Consider the following 21273-nt stretch of genomic DNA (forward strand, 5'->3'; position numbering starts at 1 on the left):
TGGCCGCCTGCCTTGGCGGCGGCGCCTGTGCGCTGGCCCTGGTGGCCCTGTACCTGCCCGCGCCCTTGTGGCTGCCGCTGCTGCTCTGCTCGCAGCTCTGCGCCACGGGCCTGGCCACCCTCTCCGATGCCGCAGCCTCGGACACGGCGGAACGGCACGGCCATCCCACGCATACGCTGGCTTCCTATGCCTTCATCGTGGATTGCGGCGCGGCCGCGGGCCCGGTGCTGGCCTACGGCGTGCAGGGGCTTTGGGGCATGGATGCGGCCTACCTTACGGCAGCGGCCCTGCTGCTCTGCCTGCTGCCGCTCTGGATGCGCAGGGAAACATCACAGGCCCACTCCTGAAAAATAACATAAGCGATTTCAAGTAGATGAACTCCTTGCAGGCAAGGTCCCGGAGAACTACAATAAAAAAATTTGCCGGAAAATGATTTTTTTATTGACAGGCAGGGGGCTTTTGGCTAGAAAGGACTTCTCGCACGGATGACGTGCGAATGCTACCGCGTCGCGGGGTGGAGCAGCTCGGTAGCTCGTCGGGCTCATAACCCGAAGGTCGTAGGTTCAAATCCTGCCCCCGCAACCAGAAAGATCAAAGGCTTCCGATTTTCATCGGAAGCCTTTTTTCGTAAGCGGGATCTTTTCCCCTCTTCCTATCCCCAATATCCATGTTTCAGTCGCGGAACTACGCAGCTGTCGAGCTGCGGCAGTATCGCCATGCGCTCTCCGGCGAACGACACTCCCCCTGCGCCGCTGTCCCGTATTTTTTGCCGGTGGCGCGCTCCGGCACGCCTCATCCCCGCAAGGAGATGCCAGCCCGGGCAACCGGACGGCTCGCCACCACTAACAGCGTTGACGAAATACCCTGCCGGCCCCAAAAGAAGCAGCCGGACGATCGTCCTCCATGGCGTGCCGCTTCTTTTGCCGCCGTCTACTCCTGGTCGAACAGGTCCTCGACACGTTGCAGGGTCATGCCCAGCTCAGAGGCCGCCGCGAACGCTTCCGCGACCTTGTCGCTCGGTACGACCATAAAGACATATTCATCACCGCCCGTATCCCACAGCAGAATCGTCAGGCCATAGCGGTCATGCAAGACGGGGCTGCAAGCGCGGAGCACCTCCTCGGGGTACGCGTCTTCATCGTCGCAGGGGGGCAGGTGTTCCTTTGCCCCCGGCGGCAAGAGGCAGCACAGGGAGGCGAAAACTTCTTCCGGCGCTTCCTTCCAGTCCACCCAGTCCAGGCGCTTCCGGTCCCGCAGGGCCAATCGCATCAACGTAACATGCCAGCCGGTGTAGGCTTCTTCCATGTCGAACTCTTCACAAAGCTCGGCACACTGTGCCGGTGTCGTGGCGGCGGCGTGGATCTTGTCCGCCAGCGCTTCGGCATCGGCAACACCGAGCAAGGTAAAGAACGTGAGCAGGGCCGGGCGCGATATGGGCACAGGCGCCGGTATCCTGGGCTTATTCGCATCCAGGAGCATTGCCAGCGTGCGCTCCATTTTAGCTATGACGGCAGGATCCGTGACTTCGGTATCCCGTCCCACCGTCTCATACCACGGACAGTCCCAGCGTACATAGCGCAGTTCCACGGCATCACCGCAAAGCACCACGAAGTAATAATCGACGGCCCAGCCGGCGTTGACGACTTCCCCCATGCAGATGCTTTTTGGGATATAGAACGTCCCTTTCTCATACACATATTCGGAATCCGTGTCTTCCCCCATATCGATATCGCATTTGGGAAAGGCGTTAGCAACGCGCAACGTTTCTGCGGAAGGGATGGTACGCGATCTTTTTCCCTGAAAAAATGCGAACAGGTCTGTATTGATGATGTCGCTGTGATAGGAGTTTCCGCGCAGTCCCTTGGTGGTATAATAGATATGCATGGCTCCCTCCTTGATGAACATTCTATCCGTGAAAACGGCGCGCCAGAAAGACAGGCAGCAAAGGAACGTCGCCGCATCCGGGAATTCCGCCTCGCTTCCCCCGGGATGCGTCCCCGCCAAAGCGACGCTCATAAAGGTGCCGCACGCCATGCCCATGCTGCCGACTTTTTCCTTGTTGTCACCCTTCAGGGAAAGCATAGCCGAGAATGCCCGTTCTATCAAAAATGGCGGGCAACCGTGGGGCGGCGGCATGTACGGCCAGTCTGTTTTGCGGTGCATTCTGGATACTGTCAAAGCAGGACGCCATCCGTACCATCCGGGCCGGAGGCGGACAGCATCCGGGCGCTCATTGACACGGATGGAGCGAAGGTGTTCCGGCGGTTCGCGGATCCCGGCGACCTTGGCGGCCAGACGTTCAGATCCCGCCCCCGCGACTGGAATGAAAAAGCCCTTACGGTAAATGCCGTAAGGGCTTTTTCGTTTGGGCTGTCCTCTTTTTCATCCTGCGGCAAGGCCCTGTGCCCTGCTGCCGCTTTCAGGCGCCCGCTCCCTGTTGCTAACGCAGCTTCAGCACGAAGCGCGTCCGGGTATCCGTCGCTGCGTCCTTTTTATAGTCAAGGACGGCCCCGATGGGCACATCCTTGTCGAAACCGAAACGCTCCTTGAGCTCCCTGATACTGCGGGAAGCGATGGCGGAAAACTCCGCCCGCGTCATCTTCCGGTCAGCCGCGACGAAGACGATGTCGATGCCCTTGGCATAGGCGGCGACATCCACGGACCTGATCCCCTTGTCGGCATAACGGGCCAGCAGCTCCTCCTCAAAAGCGGTAAAACGATCACTGTCGTCCACGAACACTTCGGAATCACTGTTCTCCGTGACGGTATCCGCCTGCTGCTCCGCAGACAGGGCGATGCCGGGCAAGACAGCGGAAAGGACGCACGCGACCACGAGCAGGCAAAAGAATTTCTTCATGGCACCTCCGGCCAGACAAGAGGGAATGGGCTACAGGGGCTCACCACAGGTCGTGACGCCAACGACTTCACACCAAACTCTGATGATATCGTTTTGATTCAGATGATACCCCTACTCACTATAATTAATAATTTCTATTTAAAATATCGTAACTTATTAAAAAAAGATTTAAGATATATGTAGCCATGTTTACTTCAACTCAATTATATAATATAAAGTATAGTATAATCTTATTTAGCAAAAGAGGTCTAAAATGGAGATTAACATCTTAAAGGGAAATATTTCAGTTTTTTCAAATCAATTCGTCAAATTCCAAGAGAAAGATTATCAAGAAGACTGGTTAGAAACTCTTAGAAAAGGAACAGATTTTATAAAAATAGTCGTTGATTTTATAAACAATCAACATAATTTAGATATACTACAAAAATATAGCACAAATAATCATAAAAATATAGAAGAATGTCCGTTAGGGAAATTGAGTAAAGATATTTTAGAAAGCTTATCTAACTTGAATGATTTTATAGAAAAAAAATGTACTTTCAGATGAAACACAATTTACGACGTCATATGACGTTATTCAAATCTATGTGAACCTAATCAATACATTTAATCAATTAAAAAATAAATTAGCTGCGTATAAAATTTTAAAACATCTAGACGGCCACAATAAAACTCTAATAATTCTAGGACCTAATGGAAGCGGCAAAACTTCTCTTGCAAATCATCTTAAGAATCTAGAAGAAAATGTTAAGGTAATTCCAGCATCAAAACCAATAAAAGCTATAGGATATATTTCTCATTTATATGATTCAACACTACTACGTTTTAATGATAGCCTATATGGAGGAGCATCAGATACAGAATTACTTCAAAAATTAATAATTGGATTATGCAAAGAACACGATGATATTGCTCGAAAATTTTACGATACGGAAATTAAAGATCAAGAATCTATTTATATAAAAGTAAAAGCTATATTTGACGATTTTTTTGAAGTGAAACTAAATAATTCGGCATTTTCAGAAAAAGAAATGAAAGCTCAAAAAGGAACAGAGGATCCTTTTGATTTTAACAATATGAGCGATGGAGAACGTGTCGCATTTTTCTATATTGCCACTGTACTGGCAGCACCTCGTCAAGCATTTATTATTGTTGACGAACCAGAAAATCATTTAAATCCAGCAATCTATAATAAAATTTGGGATAGACTGATAACAGCTCGAAATGACTGCCAATTCATTTTTATTTCACATACCATTGGCTTCATCAGAGCGAGAACAAACTTTGAGCTTGTCAAAATAAAAAGCTTCGTACACCCAAATGACTTTGAATTTGAATTTCTTGGATGTTCACTTGAAGATATACAAACAGAGCACATTGTTGAAATAATAGGAAGCCGCAAGAAAATTTTATTCTGTGAAGGTACAAAAACTGACTATGACTATAAAGTATATGAAAAACTCTTTGGAGAAAAATTTACGGTAATTGCCACAGGTTCATGTACCTCTGTTATTAATAGTGTTAGTTCCTGCAATAAACATGCACAGACATACAGCATACAGTCTGCCGTTGGCATTATAGACTCAGACTTAAAAAGTGAAGAATCTTTGGAAAATTTTAAAAAACAGTCTGTTTTTTCATTAAGATGCAATGAAATCGAGATGCTGCTTTTAGACGAGTTTATCTTCAAAGCAGTGCTAGAACATTCTTTTAAGGAGTCTCAATTATTTGAACAATTTAAGAAGGAGTTTTTTAATAAGCTTAACAACAGGAAAGAACATATCATCAGCAGACTTGTCAAAACACAAATCGATGACAAACTTAGAAGTTCTGTTATAGACGATAAGCAGCACAAAACAAAAGAAGGAATGAAAGATAATATCCATAAAATTTTTACTCAAATAGATATCGACAAGATATGGAATACATGCGATGAAAAAGTAAATAATATAATTGAACGTAAAAATTACGACGAGGCACTCAAATTCTGCTGTTTAGGACATGGAGAGATAATTAATGGCATCGCGAATACATTTGCCCCAAGATACTCTGAACTTGCACTGGGACTATTAGGGAGTAACAAAGGTTTAGCTGACAATATACGCAACAAGTATTTTCCAGAATTATCGTCATAGCATAATGCTATATATTTAAAATGCCTCGTACTCCCCGATGGCGCAGCGATCCTGCAACGCGGGCAGCGTGCGCTCCAGCAGCACGCCGTCGCTGTGGCGGGTGTCGTAGCCGTAGGTGACGCGGATGCCCAGGGTCACGAAGCGCACCGCGCGCTCCAGGGCCACGGGCAGGCTGTCCCCCTGAAGGAACGCCCCCACCAGCACGCTGGAGAAGGTATCGCCCGTGCCGGGATAGAAGGCCGGGATATAGGGCGACTCCATCTTCCAGAAGCGCCCCTGCCCGCGGTCGTAGGCCACGGCCGCGCAATGGCCGGAGCGGGCCGCCGGGGCACTGGTGATGACCACCCTGTCCGGGCCCATGGCCGCCAGACGTTGCAGCTGCTCCTTGAGGCCGTCGGGCGAGATGTCCGGCCGGTAGGGCTCGTCCAGCAAAAAGGCCGCTTCAGTGAGGTTGGGCGTGATGACGTGGGCATGCCCGATGAGCTGGCGCATGGCCTCCACCATCTCCGGCGTCTGGGTGGGGTCCAGGGTGCCGTTGTCGCCCAGCACGGGATCTACCAGTGCGAAGCCGCCGGGCTTGAGGAAGTGACCGATGCAGCGGGCCGCTATCTCCAGCTGGAGCGGATTGCCCAGAAAACCGGAATAGACGGCGTCGAAGCGCAGGCCCAGCTGCTGCCAGTGATCCAGCATGGGGCCCATCTCCGCGGTCAGGTCATGGAAGGTGAAACCCTCCACGCCGGAGGTCTGGGAAGACAAGACCGCCGTGGGCAGGGGGCAGGTCTGGACGCCCATGCTGGCAAGGATGGGGATGACCACAGTCAGCGAGGCACGCCCGAAACCGGAAAGATCATGGATGGCGGCCACACGTTGCAGGGGGATCTCGTGCATGGGTACCTCGGCGGGAAGGGGGTTGGGGACCGGCGCCTAGATCTTCTCCAGCGCCAGCCGGAAGGCGAAACAGATGAAGATGAGCCCCGTGAGCCGGTGCAGCCAGGCCTGGAAAGCGGGCCGGGCGAACACGCGACGGATGCGGTGCAGCAGGCTGGCCAGCAGCACGAACCAGCCCAGACAGAAAAAGGCCATGATGCCGCCCAGCTCCAGGAATTGCGGCCACAGGGCGGCATGCGGGTCCAGGAACTGCGGCAGCATGGTCAGGAAAAAGACCACGGCCTTGGGGTTGAGGGCATTGGTCAAAAAGCCCTGCCGGAAGGCCCGGCGCCGCAGGCCGCGGACAGGCGGCGCCTCCGCTTCCTGCCCCCCGTGGCGCACCACGGCGGCCGTGACCTCGCGTCCGGCCCGCAGGGCATGGATGCCCATCCAGAACAGATAGGCGGCCCCGGCATAGCGCAACAGCGTGAACAGGGTGACGGACTGGGCGATGACCGCGCTGATGCCCAGCATGGCAGCCGAGGTATGGACCATGATGCCCAGCGCCACGCCGCAGGCCGCGGCCTGGCCGGAAGACCGTCCCTCCGTCAGGGACGTGCGGACGATGAGGGCAAAATCCGGGCCGGGCAGCATGACCAGCAGCGCCGCCAGCGGGATGTAGAGGAGCAGGTTTTCCAGCGAGACCATGCGTCGTTCCTGTAGGACACCCGTGGGCACGGGGCGGGAAACAAAGGGAGGAAGGGCCCTTCCCGCAGGGATGCGCCCTTCCTCCCGGATGTACGAAGATCGTGCGAAATGATGCGTCCGCCTACAGGCAGGCGCCGATGATCTCGCCGAATTCCTGGCAGCCCACCACGCGGGCGCCTTCCACCTGGGCGGCCAGGTCCACGGTGACGGCGCGGCCGGCGATGGCCTTGCTCATGGCGTTGCGGATGCGTTCGGCAGCCGCGGGCACGCCCATCTGTTCCAGCATCAGGGCGCCGCACAGGATCACGCTGCCGGGGTTGGCCTTGTCCTGGCCGGCGATGGTGGGAGCGGTGCCGTGGGTGGCCTCATAGAAGGCCAGGGAGTCGGACATGTTGACGCCCGGGGCCAGGCCCAGACCGCCAACCTGCGCGGCCAGGGCATCGGAGATGTAGTCGCCGTTGAGGTTGGGGGTGGCCAGGATCTGGTACTGCTCGGGACGCAGCAGGGCTTCCTGGAACATGGCGTCGGCGATGCGGTCCTTGACCACCAGACGGCCTTCCACGGGTTCCTTCTCGGTGCAGGTCAGGTCGCCGAATTCCTGGGCGGCCACATCGTAGCCCCACTGGCGGAAGCCGCCTTCGGTGAACTTCATGATGTTGCCCTTGTGCACCAGGGTCAGGCTCTTGCTGCCGGTATCCAGGGCAAAGCGCAGGGCGCGGCGCACCAGACGCTTGGAGCCGAACTCGCTCATGGGCTTGATGCCCACGGCGGCTTCCTCGCGGATCTTGGTCACGCCGAACTCTTCACGCAGGAAGGCGATGAGCTTCTTGGCTTCCGGGGTCTGGGCGGCGTATTCGATGCCCGCGTACACGTCTTCGGTGTTCTCACGGAAGATGACCATGTTCACGCGCTCGGGATGCTTGACCGGCGTTTCCAGGCCTTCGAAGTGACGCACGGGACGGATGCAGGCGTACAGGTCCAGCGTCTGGCGCAGGGCCACGTTGAGGCTGCGGATGCCGGTGCCCACGGGGGTGCCCAGGGGGCCCTTCATGGCGAAATCGGCGGTGCGCAGGGCGTTCATGGTCTCCTCGGGCAGGGGGGAGCCGGTCTCGGCCGTGGCCTTTTCACCGGCCAGCAGTTCCACCCACTCGATGCGCATGTCCGATTCCTTGGCCAGCGCGGCGTCGATGACAGGGCGGGCGGCGCGCCAGATTTCGGGGCCGATGCCGTCGCCTTCGATCCAGTAAACTCGTTTGCTGCTCATTGTCTGCATCCTTTTCTGTATTCCTGATTGCGGCCGCCACGGGGCGAGCCTGTAGGCAAAAAACGGCGCACCGGGGACACCGGCGCGCCGTCATGCGTCTAGTCTTCGGCTGCGCGGGCTTCCTGCTGCAGGGCCTGCGAGCGCTTGAGCAGCTGCTCAAGCTGGATGTCCACACCGATGACGCCCACGATGTTGTCGTCATCGTCCGTCACCGGGCAGGACACGGTGATGACCAGCTTGCCCGTGAACTGGGACTGGTACACGTCCATGATGTGCATGTCGCCGGTCTGCATGGGCATCTTAAACCACTCGCGCTGCGAGAAGTCGAAGCCGATGGGCAGGGCCTCGTACTTTTCACGGTAGGCCGGGTCGGTGATGGCCGCGCACTTGAGGCTGCCCTGGGTATCCGTGAGGTAGAGGTACTGGATGAAGGGGTACTCGCGCGAGAAGCTGTCCAGACGGGCGCAGGCGTTCTTGCCGAAGTCCCGCAGGTCCGCGTTCTGCGCCAGACGGGCGATGAGATGGGCGGCCAGCTCGTCGGCCAGTTCCTTCATGTGGTCGAACTCGGTCTCGAACAGTTCCGGCATGTAGCGCTGCACCAGGGCGGCCATCTCGTCGTGCGACAGGTGCGTGGTGCGGCCGGTGTCGTAGATGGCCACGATAGCCTCGTAGATCTGGCCCACGGCGGGGTGCTTCTTGGAGATCTGCTTGCCCTCGGGCAGCTTGAGGTTGACGTTGATCCAGTAGGCCACCCCGGCACGGCCGGTCTTGTCGGTGATGATGATGGGCACGGGACGGCCCAGCAGGTGGTTGGTGTCGAAGATGTTGTAGATCTCTTCGTTCTTGGCCAGGCCGTCGGCATGCACGCCGGCGCTGGTGGCGTTGAAGTCGCGGCCCACGAAGGGATAGTTGTAGGGGATGTTGTAGTGCAGTTCCTTTTCGAAGAACTCGGCCACCTCGCTCAGGATGGTGGTGTCGGCGGCGGCATCGTCACCGGTAAGCGAGATGTATTCGATGATCAGGGCTTCCAGCGGCGTGTTGCCCGTGCGCTCGCCAAAGCCGAACAGCGTGCTGTTGACCGCGCCGCAGCCGTTGAGCCAGGCCGTGACGCCGTTGACCAGCACCTTGTGGAAGTCGTTGTGGCCGTGCCATTCCAGCCATTCGCCGGGCACGCCGGCCTCGTCGGTGAAGGCCCGCACGATGCGCTGCACCGAGCGGGGCAGGGCCGCGCCGGGATAGGGCACGCCGTAGCCCATGGTGTCGCACAGGCGGATCTTGACCGGCATGCCGCTCTGCTGGCTCAGCTCCATGAGCTTCTGGGCAAAGGGCAGGCAGAAGCCGTAGATGTCGGCGCGGGTGACATCCTCGAAATGACAGCGCGGGATGATGCCCCATTCCAGGGCCTGCCGGGCCAGGTCCAGATACATGTCCATGGCCTGCTGGCGGGTCTTGCCCAGCTTGAGATAGATATGGTAGTCCGACACGCTGGTCAGCATGCCGGTCTCGTCGAACTCCATGTCCCGGGCCAGCTTGAGGTCTTCCTTGTTGGCGCGGATCCAGGCGGTCACGCGCGGGAAGCGGTAGCCGCGCGCCCGGCAGACGTCGATGCACTTGCGGTCCTTGGCCGAGTACAGGAAGAACTCCGACGCCGTGATGAGGCCCGTCTTGCCGCCCATGCGGTGCAGGAAGTCGAACATCTTGGCCACCTGCTTGACCGTATACGGCGGCCGGGCCTGCTGGCCGTCACGGAAGGTGGTGTCCGTGATGCGCATCTGTTCGGCAGGACGCGGGGCAAGAAGCACCTCGTCGAAAGTCGTGCGACAGATGCTGGTGTAAGGAAAAAGCTCGCGGTACAGCTGGGGCTGTTCCCGTTCCTGAAGCGAAAGCGGGCGAACGCTGCCCGTCTGATGGATGATGCTGCTCATGGAACTCCGTCCGGCCTGAAAAGTGACGTACAAGGTAAGGAACATACCCTGTTAGCGACGGCGCGTCAAAGGGCCGGCTGGACGGCGCTCCGGCCTTCGGACGCATCAGGGGACATGCCGCCGGGACTTGCCAGAACAGGCAAAATGACGGATTGTACCGCCTATCGGAGCCCATCCTCCGGTTGAAGGAGCTTTTATGTCGGTTTGTGTGCAGTACCCCTCGGCGGGCTGCATTGTGGAATATCTTGAAGGCAATGCCATCCAGATCGCGCTGGTCACCGAAGAATCCGGCGGCAAACTGCGTCTTTTGCTGCCCAACCGGCGCGAGACGCGTCTCACCACGTCGCGCCTGCTGCCCTGGGCCGGGCCCGCGCTGGGCTCCGTGCCCGGCAAGGACGAATCCGCCCGCGTGCTGGAACAGCACCGCGCCCGCCGCGAAGAACTGGCCGCGGCCCTGCCCGTGCTGGAACTGTGGGAGATGAGCCAGGGCGAAGTGCCGGAAGCCTCGGCCCAGTGGTTCGCCGAACTGGCCGGTCAGGCCGGGGACGCCGACAGCGTCGCCGCCTGCGGGCGTGCCCTGCTGGCCTGCAAGAGCCACTTCCGCTTCCAGCCGCCCGTCTTCCAGATCTTTTCCGCTGAGATGGTGGAGAAACGCCTCAAGGAACAGCAGGAACGCGCCGCCCGCGAGGCCCTGGTGCTGGGCGGCAACAGCTTTTTCCGCCTGCTCTGGGACGTGGCCTGCAAAAAACGCGCGCTGCCGCCCCAGCCCGGCGAGGACACCCGGGGCATCTCCGAATGGCCGGCCCCCGAAGTGGCCGAACGCCTGAAGCAGATCCTGTTCGCCCGCATGGCCGACCCCGAGAGCCAGGAATACGACGAATTGTGGCGCATGCTCTCCAAGGGCCTGCCCGACGTGCCGCATCTGCCCGTGCAGCTGCTCATGGCCTGGGAGCAGGTGCCCGCCCATTACAATTTCTGGTATGACCGCGCGGGCTACGCCCCCGGCGACGACTGGTGGCAGCCCCTGGCCCCGGCCGTGGAGGCCCTGCAGCAGGCCGCCCGCGAGGTGGAACTGCCCGTCTGCGGCCTGCCCTTCATCAGTATCGACAGCGCCACCACCCGCGACGTGGACGACGCGTTCCACATCCTGCCCACGGACGACGGCGGCTTCGACCTGACCCTGGCCCTGGCCTGCCCGGCCGCCTGCTGGCCTTTCGGCGAGGCCCTGGACAAGGCCGTGTTCCGTCGCGGCACCAGCATCTACCTGCCCGAAGGCGACAGCCACATGATGCCCGAGGCCCTGGGCACGGACGCCTTCTCCCTGCTGGCCGGCCAGGACCGCCCGGCCTTCTGCGTGCGGACGCGCATCTCGGCCGCGGGCGAGATCCTTTCCTGCGAGCCCTGGGCCGCGCGGGTGCGCCTGGCCGCCAACCTGACCTACGACGACACCCAGGCCGTCCTCGACGCCCTGGCCGCCGGTGAGGCCCCGCAGGCGGACAATCCCGCCGCGCCCTGGGCCACCATGCTGGCCTGCGGCAACGACTTTGCCCGCGTCTGGCAAAAGGCCCGCATCGCGCGCGGGGCCGTCATCATGGACCGGCCCGAACCGTCCATCGTGCTGGAAGGCCAAGGCGCGCAGACGCGCGTGTCCATCGAGCCCGGCCACGAGACCCCGGACTCCCAGCCGCTGGTGGCCGAGATGATGATCCTGGCCAGCGCCGCCGTGGCCCAGTGGGCCGCGGAACGCGAGATCCCCATGCTGCACCGCACCCAGGACGTGGCCCTGCCCAAGGAATACGCCGGTGTCTGGAAGGAGCCCCAGGACATGACGCGCATCATGCGCGCCCTGATCCCTTCCAGCCTCGAAGTGCAGGCCCGGCCGCACGCCGCCCTGGGCCTGGCGCGCTACACGCCCATGACCTCGCCCCTGCGCCGCTATCCCGACCTCATCAACGAGGCCCAGCTGCTGCACTGGCTCACCCACGGCACGCCCCGCTGGGACAGCGAGGCCCTGTCCACCCTGTTGGTCAGCCTCAATGCCGTGCTGGACGCCGCCGGACAGGTGCAGCGTTTCCGCCCGCGTTACTGGAAGCTGCTCTACTTCCGCCAGCAGGGCGACAAGGTCTGGTGGGACGGCGTGGTCACCGAAGAGAACGACATGTTCGTCAATGTGAGCCTGCCCGCACAGGGCATGTACGTGCGCGGCAAGCGCCGCATGTTCGACGAACGTACCTGCCCCGGCATGGCCGTGCAGGTGCGCATCGGCCGCGTGCACCCGCTGTATAACGAGATCCAGATCCTCGAGGCCGTCAGCATGGACGGCTGATGCCGGGGGCCTGGGGATATGTTTCCGGGGGATGATCCGTGCTGAGGGGAGGTGTGACCCCTCTGCTGGCGCGAGAGGTGTCCCCCCTCCCCTTAAACTCCCCACCCCCTCCCCAGCGCGCTTTGCTTCGGAGGGTGAGGATAAAAACTGGCAGAGACGACAACGCCATGGCAGCCGCTGTGGCGGGGCAAGGACAGCCCCGGTTCAAGGAGGAGGAATATGACGGCCTTTTTGTGTATCGTTCTGGGTTATGTGCTGGGTTCCGCCCCGTGGGGGCTGGTCATCGCCCGCACCTTCTGCGGCATCGATCCCCGCAATGACGGCAGCCGCAACACCGGCGCCACCAACGTGGCCCGTCTGTGTGGTTTCCGCTGGGGCGTGCTGACCCTGGCCTGTGACCTGGGCAAGGGCGCCCTGCCCGTGGCCCTGGCCCTGTGGCTGGGCCTTTCGCCTCTGCTGGTGACCTGCGTGGCCCTGGCCTGCGTGCTGGGCCATGTGTTCTCCTGCTTCATGGGCTTCCGCGGCGGCAAGGCCGTGGCCACCAGCATCGGCGTGTTCCTGCCGCTGGCCTTCTTCCCCCTGCTCTTCTCCTGCGCGGCCTGCGTGCTGGTCATCTGGCGCAGCGGCTTCGTCTCGCTGGGCTCCCTGACCCTGGTCACGGTGCTGCCCTTCGCCCTGCTGGCCGCCACCAAGTACGCCTGGGTGCCCCTGTCGCTGTGCATCTGGGCCCTGGTGGTCTGGAAGCACAAGGAAAACATCGCCCGCCTGCGCGCCGGCACCGAAAAGAGCTGGCTCAAGAGCCGCCAGAAGTAACATCCCCCAAAAATGACCAAAGGCCTCTCCTCCATGCGGAGGAGAGGCCTTTTTTCTACTGCATAGATTCTTGATTCATTTTTTCAAAGAAATCTAAATAAGGACTGCCATGTTCAATATAAACCACCAAATTAACCGATGCTCTTGTAATCGCTGTATATATTATTTCCAATGAGTCATCTTTATTAAAGATACAAAATATATTTTTATTTTCCATCCCTTTAAAACTTTGTATTGTCGAAATTTTGATAACCCCACTATTAAGATTAAAACCATATTTTTTGGCCCGCTCCATATGCAGCAGATTAACTTTTCTTTCCATCTCGCTGCGGCATCCCATCATATCTATACGACGTTTTTCACTTTTTGTTATAAACGTCGTTAGCACCTTCTCCCTAGTGCTAAAAAATTCTTCGATTTCCTCTAAGATCTTCTTTTGAGAAGATAATATAGTTGTATCATTAGGAATAAACTTATATTGCCGCATCATTTTATCGATATCCTCTGCAATCCAACCGACATCATCGATATTATATACATTACACCTAAATATGTCAGACGTGAGTATTCCTATACTATCATCAAAAAATTCAATATTTTTATACTTATTTAATAAAAATACTTTCTGAAATTTATAAAACATAGATGGTAAAAATCTATTCTTGGAACGCAAACTTTTTGTCATTGCAAACCATCTTCCAAAACCATCTATACGTGGAAATAAAAAATCATCTGCTGGTGGCGGGCTTTTGTCCTCAAGTAAATTTCCTTCGCAAAGGGAGACTTCTCTATTATATATATTTTGACAAAAATCTCCCCACAATACCATTTCGCCATCTTTTGCCAAAAAATAATCTCGAATTATATAGATCCATTCTTTCTCATAATCTTGTATTTCATCGATAAATATAGAATCATATTTTTCAATTTCGCAGCCCTTAAAAATATTTCGTTTTATATATAAATTAGGATCATACAGCCCCTCATCGGGCTCTATACCATACTCATTAAGCTTGCTTACAAAAAAGTGGTGATAATTGGATATTTCGATTCTATTAACGTCAATTTCATTGTTATATAAATGATAATTGAGATAACTCAATCTATCACGAATAAGATTTCTCAATGTTAAGTTAAAGGTTAGAATAAGTACATTTTTATGCTGGGAGTAAGCATCTAGAGCGCGCGCCCCCAATATCATGCTTTTTCCACACCCAGATACTCCCCTGATTCTTTTACGCTCCCCCTTAATACTTTTTATATATTTTTTCTGCTCCTTAGTGAATTCTATAGGAATCCCTTGTTTACCAGTCCACTCTGAAGGAGATAGTCTACGTTTAAAATCATTATATATACTATCATCAAACAATACATCATATTTACTACCGACTTTGAGCACCTTTCTTATAAATTTATCGACGTTTTCCCTACAAAATGACATATAAAAATCTCTTTCAAGCTTATACTGCTTACTTTTTAAAAAAATATATCTATTTTCATATTCCTGTTGACACTTCTCATCACACCCCATATTTCTTCTATCTTTATTTAATACTGCCATATCATTGCGGACAGTTTCAAAAGCGAAAGAGTATATCTGGTTTAAATCCTTTACAGTAGCGTTATGGAAATAAACAAATGGCGATATTATTTTATAAAAATTTTTATTTATAATATTTTGATATCCAAGAGACGGTATATGTAGATTATAAATGTTATTTTTATAATGAAAAACTTGAGCCATTGGAGATTTTATTTTAACTTCTTTCCCTGCACTATTATGTATAAACCATTTGTTATTGGCATCAATATTATAAGAAGAAAGATTCCAATCCTTTACTTCTACAATAATTACACAACACCCCTTTTTCAATATTACGATATCAGGACGATCCCCATCCAAAAAAGGATTAAAAAATATCTCATAATCACTCGACAAATTCGACGCTAGGCATTCAAGAATATAAAACTCACCTTCAGTCGCAGGTGTTCTTAAGCGAGAAATAGTTGTAAAATCTGGGAAAACAGTTGCCATAAGCCCCCCAAACTAAAGTAACTATTTAAAATAGCTACTATTATGTATTTTTCAATTTAAATTACAAACCAATATCTTGTCAGTTTTTTACCTAAATAAAATAAACCTATCAAACTAAAGTGCACTAGGGAAGAGGTACTTTTCACGCGGGTGCCAACACCAAAAAGGCGGCCGTGGATCGTGCCATCGCACGAAGCCACGACCGCCATTTTCTTCCCCATAATAAAGCGCGCTGGGGAGGGGGTGGGGAGTTTGAGGGGAGGGGGGACCCCTCTGCTAGCGCGAGAGGGGTCCCCCCTCCCCTCAAGTCATCCCGTCCCTAGCGTCCTAACAGCCCCCGGATGGCGCCGCCGGCGTCACGCACGGCACCGCCGATGCTGCTGCCGGCGTCACGGGCCGTATCGCCAGCCGCGCTGCCCGCCTTCTTGCCGCCCTCCAGCAGGTTGTTGCCGAGGCCCTTGACCGCGTCCAGAGCGAACCTGGAGTCCAGCGAGAACGAGAGGTTGTCGAAGGGGCCTTCGTAGTTCACGGGGATGTTCAGGCCCAGCGTGGTGATGGTGGCCGTGCCCTTGAGATGCTGGCGCGGCAGACTGGCGTGGGCCTGGCCCTTGGCCTGGAGCTTGGGCGAGGTGGCCGTCATGGGCGCCAGGTCGGCTTCGCCCTTGCGCAGCACGAAGGGCACATGCACCTGCTCGAAGGTATCGGAAACGGCCCCCTTGAGGCCGGGCACCGAATGCAGCAGGGAGGTCAGGGCCGGGATGTGCATGTTGCGCAGCCGCAGATCGCCCGAACCGGACAGAGCGGCCATCAGGGCATCGGTACTTGTGCCGCTCGTGGTGCAGGAGGCCTTGAGGGCCGCCAGACCTTCCACGGAGCGGGGCTTTTCCAGAGATTCCTGCAAGGGGCCCAGGGCCACTTCGGCCGCATCCAGATCCAGCGCATACTTGTGGGACCGGAGCTCAGCCCGGCCGCCGGCGGACAGGCGGCCGCCGCTTTCCAGCACGCCCTGGAAGGAGGTCAGGCGGTAATCGCCCTTGCTGCCGCTCAGGGCCAGGGAGATGTCACGCAGATGCATCTTCTTCCAGCCCAGGGACGACATGGCCAGCCGCAGATTGATCGTGGGCCAGCTGGTGGCGTCCTCCTTGTCCGCGGCCGCCACGGCCTTGCCTTCCCTGGCCTTGGCCGCTCCCGCATCCTTGCCGCTTTCGGGCAGGGGCAGATATTCGTCCAGTTGCAGCTTGCCCAGGCTCAGGGAGCCTTCCATGGCGAGCACGTCCCGGAAGTGCAGGCGCAGTTCCGCCCGCAGGGGCGTGGCGTCCAGCTTGCCCTTGCACTGGGAAAGCGCCAGCGTGTCACCTTCCCAGGCCACGGAGCCCTTGAACAGCAGGGCATCCTGCGCATGGGGCTTCAGTTCCACGCCCAGGGCCGAGGCCAGCTTGCGCGGCGAGCCTTCCAGCAGGGCCGAACCCGTGAAGGTCGGGCCGTCCAGGCCCAGCGTGCCCGTGAGCCCCACGCGGCCGTGCGGCACGGAAAGGCTCAGGCGTGACAGATGCAGCTGCCGGGCCGCCGTATCCAGCGAGGCATCGCCCTGCAATTGCACGGGCCCGAGGCCCGCGGGCAGAAGGCCCCGGCGGGAAGGTGTGATGGTCAGGGAAAGGTTCTGCACACGCGGGGCCATGCCGAAGAGCCCGGCCTGGGCATCCAGGGCCAGGGTCCCGGCCAGCGTGCGTCCGGCGGTGAGCAGATCGTAGGTGAAATCGCAGCGCAGGACGGCGTCCTGGCCGTTGCGCAGGTTCTCCACGGAAAGATTGATGTCGCGCAGGTCGTAGCGCTCGCCGCCCTTCTCCACATGCAGGCTGCCCTTGCTCAGGGTCAGGCGGCCCAGCTCCAGCGGCAGGAGAACCTCGCTGCCGGGCTTGTTGCCGGCAACCTTGCCGGAGGCCACACCCGCAGGCGCGGCGGCCTTGCCTTCAGGCAGCAGCAGGCTCAGCGAGGGGCTATCCAGACGAACTTCCCCGATGACCAGCTCGCCGTGCAGCAGCGGTTCCAGCTCCAGATGGGCCTCGCCGCCCCTGGCCGTGAAGCGCATGCCCTGCCCGTCCTGCACGCCGTCCCAGCTGACGGAAGCGAATTTGGCACCGGGGGGCAGCAGGGAAAGCTCGGGCGGACTGGCGAAGCGCACGGGCGTGCCTGTGGCTTTTTCCACCGCGGCCGAGATCTGGCCGCTGATGAATTCCGTATCCAGCTGGCTGATCACGATGGCCAGTACCGCCGCCAGTACCAGAACGATACCTCCGATCCAGCAAAGTACGCGCTTCATATCTGCCTCCGATGGCCTGTCTGTCCTGTGGTCGGGCTACAGGACAACTGTAGGGCATCGCCAGTCCCGAGGCAAGCCGGGCCACCGCCGTCGCAGGCTCCCCGTATGCGGGAGAGGGGCGCCCCGCGGGAAGGCAGGCCGTATCCCATGTTGCCCCGCGGACGCAAAAAGGGGGAGCCTTGCGGCTCCCCCTTCCTATTCGCAAACCGGTCCGTGAGGACTAGTTGCTTTCCTGAGCGGCCTTCAGCAGGTCGCCGAGGCTCTGACCGGCTTCCTGGGGACCAGCGTGGAATTCTTTGGGCTTGCGGCGGTCTTCGTCGTCCTTGATCTGCTTGATGGACAGACCCAGGCGGCGTTCTTCGGCGCTCACGTGGATGACCTTGGCCTGGATTTCCTGACCTTCCTTGTAGAGCTCGGCAGGGCTCTTGATCTTCTTGCTGGAAAGTTCGGAAACGTGCACCAGACCTTCGATGCCTTCTTCCACTTCCACGAACAGACCGAAGTCGGTGATGTTGGTCACCACGCCCTTCACGGTGCAGCCCACGGGGTAGGTGCTGGGCACGTGGCCCCACGGATCATCGACCAGCTGCTTGATGCCCAGGGTGAACTTTTCGTTTTCCTGGTCAACGGTCAGCACCTTGGCCTGCACGGTGTCGCCCACCTTGTAGATCTCGTTGGGATGACGCACCTTCTTGGTCCAGCTGATGTCGGACACGTGGATGAGGCCGTCGATGCCGTCTTCGATACCGATGAACATACCGAATTCGGTGATGTTCTTGATGACGCCTTCGAGGATGGTGCCTTCAGGATACTTTTCGGCCACCAGTTCCCAGGGGTTGGGACGGACCTGCTTCATGCCCAGGCTGATGCGCTTCTTCTCGCCGTCCACACCCAGGATGACGACTTCGACTTCGTCACCGGTGTGCACCATCTGGGAAGGATGACGCAGCTTGCGGGTCCAGGACATTTCGGAGATGTGCACCAGGCCTTCCACGCCGGGTTCCAGTTCCACGAACGCACCGTAGTCCACCAGGTTGGTGACCTTGCCGGTGCACTTGGCACCTTCGGGGAAGCGGGCGGAGATGTCCTGCCACGGATCGGGCACCAGCTGCTTGAGGCCCAGGGAGACCTTGTTGTTCTCGCGGTCGAAGGAGAGCACCTTCAGGGTCAGGTCCTGACCCATGGTGATCATTTCCTTGGGATGGCGGATGCGCTTCCAGCTCATGTCGGTGATGTGCAGCAGGCCGTCCAGACCGCCCAGGTCCACGAACACGCCGTATTCGGTGATGTTCTTGGCCTTGCCGTGCACGATCTGGCCTTCTTCCAGGGTGCGCAGCAGATCCTGACGCTTGGAATCACGCTCTTCTTCCAGCAGCACGCGGCGGGAAACGATCACGTTGCTGCGGCGGCGGTTGATCTTCAGCACGCGGAATTCGAATTCCTGGTTGACCAGAGCGTCCATGTCGGGCACGGGACGCAGGTCCACATGCGAGCCAGGCAGAAAAGCTTCAACCCCGCCGATGTCCACGGTGTAGCCGCCCTTGATGCGACGCACGATGTGGCCCTTGATGACCCGGTTGTTTTCCTGCACGTCTTCGAGCTGGTCAAAGACCTGCATGCGCTTGGCCTTCTCAAAGGACAGCGTGATGGTGCCTTCCATTTCGTTCTTGCGAACGACGTAGACATCCACACGGTCGCCCACGCTGACGGTCATGTTGCCGGCGGCGTCACGGAACTCGCTGGCCGGGATCTGGCCTTCGGACTTGAAGTTCACGTCCACCAGAACATTGTCGTCATCCACGCGAACGATCTCGCCCTTGGTGATAGAGCCTTCTTCGAGGTCGCCGAAGTCGGGATTGAGATAGTTTTCAAGGGCGCTTTCGAAACTCATTTCGTTTTCGTGCCCGGTTTCCTTGTCTGCCATGCTTGACATGCCTCCAAACATAATTTGTCCCCTGTGCGGGGGTGAAAGAAAGTAGCAAAAGGAAAGGCAAAGCACAAGGCGAAAATGGCCCGGACACGTGTCAGGGCACGCGAAACGGCCTTTTCCCCGTCATGGACGGCAAACGGAACGTCGTGAAAGGACAGGGAAAAGAGCCCTCCTTTCCTGACAATGGTTCCTGAAAAGAAAAAGGGATGCAGCACCCGGCAACGCAGGGCCCATCGTCCCGGACGGCCGGGCCGGACAAGGAGCCCCTCCCCCGCCTGCCCACCGCGCTCTGTCCATCGCGGCCTGCTCACCGCAAGAAGGCCGGAAAAACGAAAAGCGGGCACACCGTCCGGCGACGGCATGCCCGCATCATGGCGATGGAAAGGATGGCCTAGTCGGCCAGCTTCACGAAGGTCAGCTCATGCTTGTTGCAGGAAAGATGCAGCAGGCGGCCCCCCGGGATGGCCGCGAAGGCCCGCGCCGTCTCGTGGTCGGTCTGGGCCTGGAACTTGAGCGTGCAGACCACGTTGCGGCAGGCATCGGCCGCCAGCCATTCCTGCACGGTCTCCAGCAGGCGGTCGGGATAGCAGATCATGTCCGAGAACAGCCAGTCCACCTGGCCCACATGGCGCGGCTCAAGGCCGAAGCCGCTGCCCAGGCAGTGGTTGACGCCGGGCATGGCCGCCACCTGGGGCGCCAGCTCGGCCTTGTCCACGCTGAACACGCGGCAGCCCAGCCGCCCCAGCACCCAGGTCCAGCCGCCCGGAGCGGCGCCCAGGTCGATGCACAGTTCCCCCGGCGCGGGCGTGCGCCCGGTCAGGGTGAAGACCTCCCACAGCTTGAGGTAGGCGCGGCCCGGCGGGTCCTCGCGGTTCTCCACGAACTGCACTTCCCCGTCGGCAAAGGGCGAGGTGGTGCGCGGCGAGGCCAGCATCAGGTCTTTTTCCCACAGGGTGAAGGCCCCCAGCGGCGCGGACGGGGCGGGCGTGCCGAAATGCAGGGGCCGTGCCGCCACATAGGGCAGCTGCTCCTGCATGAGACGCAGGCGCCGCACATGCCCGCCGAGGGTGGGGATGTGGGCCCGCCAGTTGCGTTGCAGGGCCGAGAGCTGCCGCGCCCCGCTGCCGATGGAAGTGATGGGGATCCAGCGCGGTTCCGTCCAGACGTTCTGGGCCCAGGCCGCGGGCTCCGTGCCCCGGGCCAGCACCAGACGCCCGCGCACGGTGATGACGCGGTCCCCCAGCTCTTCCAGCAGGGGCTGCATGTAGTCACGCGCCGCCACCTGCACGCTGAAATCTTCTTTGGGCAGGGCCGAACGGGGCAGGTCGGGCCAGCGACGGGCCAGAAACACCTGCTCCTGCTGCCGTGCCTCGCGCCGCTGTTCCCGGTGCTCCTGCCGCCAGCGGGGCAGGGAGTGGCCCTCTCCGGCGGCATGTTCCGGCTGTTCCGCCTTCTTGCCCCGGCCCGTTTTGGCCCGGGCGGGAGCCTGCGCTGCCGGCTCCCCGGAAACACGACGCCCGGAACGGCGGGACGGGCCTTGCCTGTCCGCGCCCTGCTCCGGGCTGGCCTTGCCCCCGCTGCGACGGCGGGGCGCTGAACGTTTTTTCTCTTCCCTGTCGGCTTCCTGCGGGGCCTGCTCCTCATGGAGGGCGCCACGTCGGGGCGCGGGAAATGATCGGCTGTGCGTACTCATGCGGCCAGCATAGCCCAAAGACCGGCCAAGGCCAAGCGTCCGCCTGCCGTTCCCGGCGCCCGGGGATGCTGCGTCCGGCGAAAAAGCCCCCCGTGCGTCCTGCGGCCTGCGTTGCCCGCGCCGCGACGACCGGCCGCACCGGGCCCTCCCGCGCATCCCCTGCCCCGCCATATCATCCGCCCGGCTTGACTTTTGTGCCCCAAACCGTTTCTGATGGCGCAGCCATGCGGGGAATTCCGTGTGAATCGGAAACAGTCGCGCTGCGGTAAGAGGGTACGGAGCTTCTTTGGCGACACGCCACGACAGCCAGCCGTCACGGTGAAGGCGAAGCAAAGGCCCGGAGGCATGCCTCCCCATTCCCTCAAGTCCGAATACCCGCCCCATCCCCAACCTTTCAACG

Annotated in this window: 14 protein-coding genes, 1 tRNA gene, 1 pseudogene and 1 riboswitch; of the genes and pseudogenes, 6 read left to right on the forward strand and 10 right to left on the reverse strand. The window is 58.3% G+C overall.

Translation table 11 applies throughout. The features are described from left to right. A pseudogene (locus DESPIG_RS14085) lies at positions 1 to 347 on the forward strand (hypothetical protein); the annotation flags it as partial. Positions 348 to 508: 161 nt separating this feature from the next. Then, positions 509 to 585: transfer RNA gene (locus tag DESPIG_RS07005), tRNA-Met, on the forward strand. Positions 586 to 930: 345 nt separating this feature from the next. Here the strand turns inward: DESPIG_RS07005 and DESPIG_RS07010 are convergent. Both DESPIG_RS07010 and DESPIG_RS07015 read right to left on the reverse strand, forming a co-directional pair. Then, complete coding sequence (locus tag DESPIG_RS07010; RefSeq protein WP_006006759.1) at positions 931 to 2082, reverse strand: DUF6630 family protein; 1152 nt, start codon at positions 2080 to 2082, stop codon at positions 931 to 933. Between the two features lie 358 nt (positions 2083 to 2440). Beyond that, positions 2441 to 2857, reverse strand: a complete 417-nt coding sequence (locus DESPIG_RS07015) for a DUF6981 domain-containing protein (RefSeq protein WP_006006762.1) — start codon at positions 2855 to 2857, stop codon at positions 2441 to 2443. Positions 2858 to 3110: 253 nt separating this feature from the next. Here DESPIG_RS07015 and DESPIG_RS13755 point away from each other — a divergent pair, with 253 nt between their 5' ends. Both DESPIG_RS13755 and DESPIG_RS13280 read left to right on the forward strand, forming a co-directional pair. Then, a complete protein-coding gene (locus DESPIG_RS13755; protein ID WP_006006764.1) occupies positions 3111 to 3404 on the forward strand; it encodes a hypothetical protein in 294 nt (97 codons plus the stop codon). Between the two features lie 40 nt (positions 3405 to 3444). Further along, positions 3445 to 4992 carry an AAA family ATPase gene (locus DESPIG_RS13280; RefSeq protein WP_006006767.1) on the forward strand — a complete coding sequence of 516 codons (1548 nt, stop codon included), beginning with the start codon at positions 3445 to 3447 and terminating at the stop codon, positions 4990 to 4992. Between the two features lie 15 nt (positions 4993 to 5007). On the opposite strand, the gene DESPIG_RS07020 is transcribed toward DESPIG_RS13280, so the two are convergent. From DESPIG_RS07020 to DESPIG_RS07035, 4 genes are all read right to left on the reverse strand, one after another. Next, positions 5008 to 5880: a pyridoxamine kinase gene (locus tag DESPIG_RS07020; protein ID WP_006006769.1), complete on the reverse strand. Its 873-nt coding sequence runs from the start codon at positions 5878 to 5880 to the stop codon at positions 5008 to 5010. A 36-nt stretch (positions 5881 to 5916) separates the two neighbouring features. Beyond that, on the reverse strand, positions 5917 to 6567 hold the full coding sequence (locus DESPIG_RS07025; protein WP_006006771.1) for a LysE family translocator: 651 nt from the start codon (positions 6565 to 6567) through the stop codon (positions 5917 to 5919). A gap of 121 nt (positions 6568 to 6688) precedes the next feature. Continuing rightward, positions 6689 to 7831 carry an NADP-dependent isocitrate dehydrogenase gene (gene icd / locus DESPIG_RS07030; protein WP_040369647.1) on the reverse strand — a complete coding sequence of 381 codons (1143 nt, stop codon included), beginning with the start codon at positions 7829 to 7831 and terminating at the stop codon, positions 6689 to 6691. Between the two features lie 98 nt (positions 7832 to 7929). Continuing rightward, positions 7930 to 9756 carry a triose-phosphate isomerase gene (locus DESPIG_RS07035; RefSeq protein ID WP_040369649.1) on the reverse strand — a complete coding sequence of 609 codons (1827 nt, stop codon included), beginning with the start codon at positions 9754 to 9756 and terminating at the stop codon, positions 7930 to 7932. A gap of 196 nt (positions 9757 to 9952) precedes the next feature. On the opposite strand from DESPIG_RS07035, the gene DESPIG_RS07040 reads away from it, so the two are divergent. Further along, the gene (locus DESPIG_RS07040) at positions 9953 to 12082 is read left to right on the forward strand and encodes a ribonuclease catalytic domain-containing protein (protein ID WP_006006777.1); all 2130 of its coding nucleotides are present in this window, start codon (positions 9953 to 9955) and stop codon (positions 12080 to 12082) included. A 219-nt stretch (positions 12083 to 12301) separates the two neighbouring features. After that, on the forward strand, positions 12302 to 12895 hold the full coding sequence (plsY, locus tag DESPIG_RS07045; RefSeq protein WP_006006779.1) for a glycerol-3-phosphate 1-O-acyltransferase PlsY: 594 nt from the start codon (positions 12302 to 12304) through the stop codon (positions 12893 to 12895). A gap of 55 nt (positions 12896 to 12950) precedes the next feature. Here plsY and DESPIG_RS13285 read toward each other — a convergent pair whose 3' ends face one another. From DESPIG_RS13285 to DESPIG_RS07060, 4 genes are all read right to left on the reverse strand, one after another. After that, positions 12951 to 14930: a nuclease-related domain-containing DEAD/DEAH box helicase gene (locus tag DESPIG_RS13285; RefSeq protein ID WP_006006781.1), complete on the reverse strand. Its 1980-nt coding sequence runs from the start codon at positions 14928 to 14930 to the stop codon at positions 12951 to 12953. A gap of 319 nt (positions 14931 to 15249) precedes the next feature. Continuing rightward, positions 15250 to 17250, reverse strand: a complete 2001-nt coding sequence (locus DESPIG_RS07050) for an AsmA family protein (RefSeq protein WP_006006783.1) — start codon at positions 17248 to 17250, stop codon at positions 15250 to 15252. 220 nt (positions 17251 to 17470) lie between these two features. Further along, positions 17471 to 19174, reverse strand: coding sequence for a 30S ribosomal protein S1 (locus tag DESPIG_RS07055; protein ID WP_147588991.1), 1704 nt, complete (start codon positions 19172 to 19174; stop codon positions 17471 to 17473). Between the two features lie 397 nt (positions 19175 to 19571). Further along, positions 19572 to 20444, reverse strand: coding sequence for an SAM-dependent methyltransferase (locus DESPIG_RS07060; RefSeq protein WP_050760317.1), 873 nt, complete (start codon positions 20442 to 20444; stop codon positions 19572 to 19574). Positions 20445 to 21072: 628 nt separating this feature from the next. Further along, a riboswitch (cobalamin riboswitch) is annotated at positions 21073 to 21270 on the forward strand. Positions 21271 to 21273 lie beyond the last annotated feature (3 nt).

This window comes from Desulfovibrio piger ATCC 29098, from assembly GCF_000156375.1.
GTDB classification, from domain to species: Bacteria; Desulfobacterota; Desulfovibrionia; order Desulfovibrionales; family Desulfovibrionaceae; genus Desulfovibrio; species Desulfovibrio piger.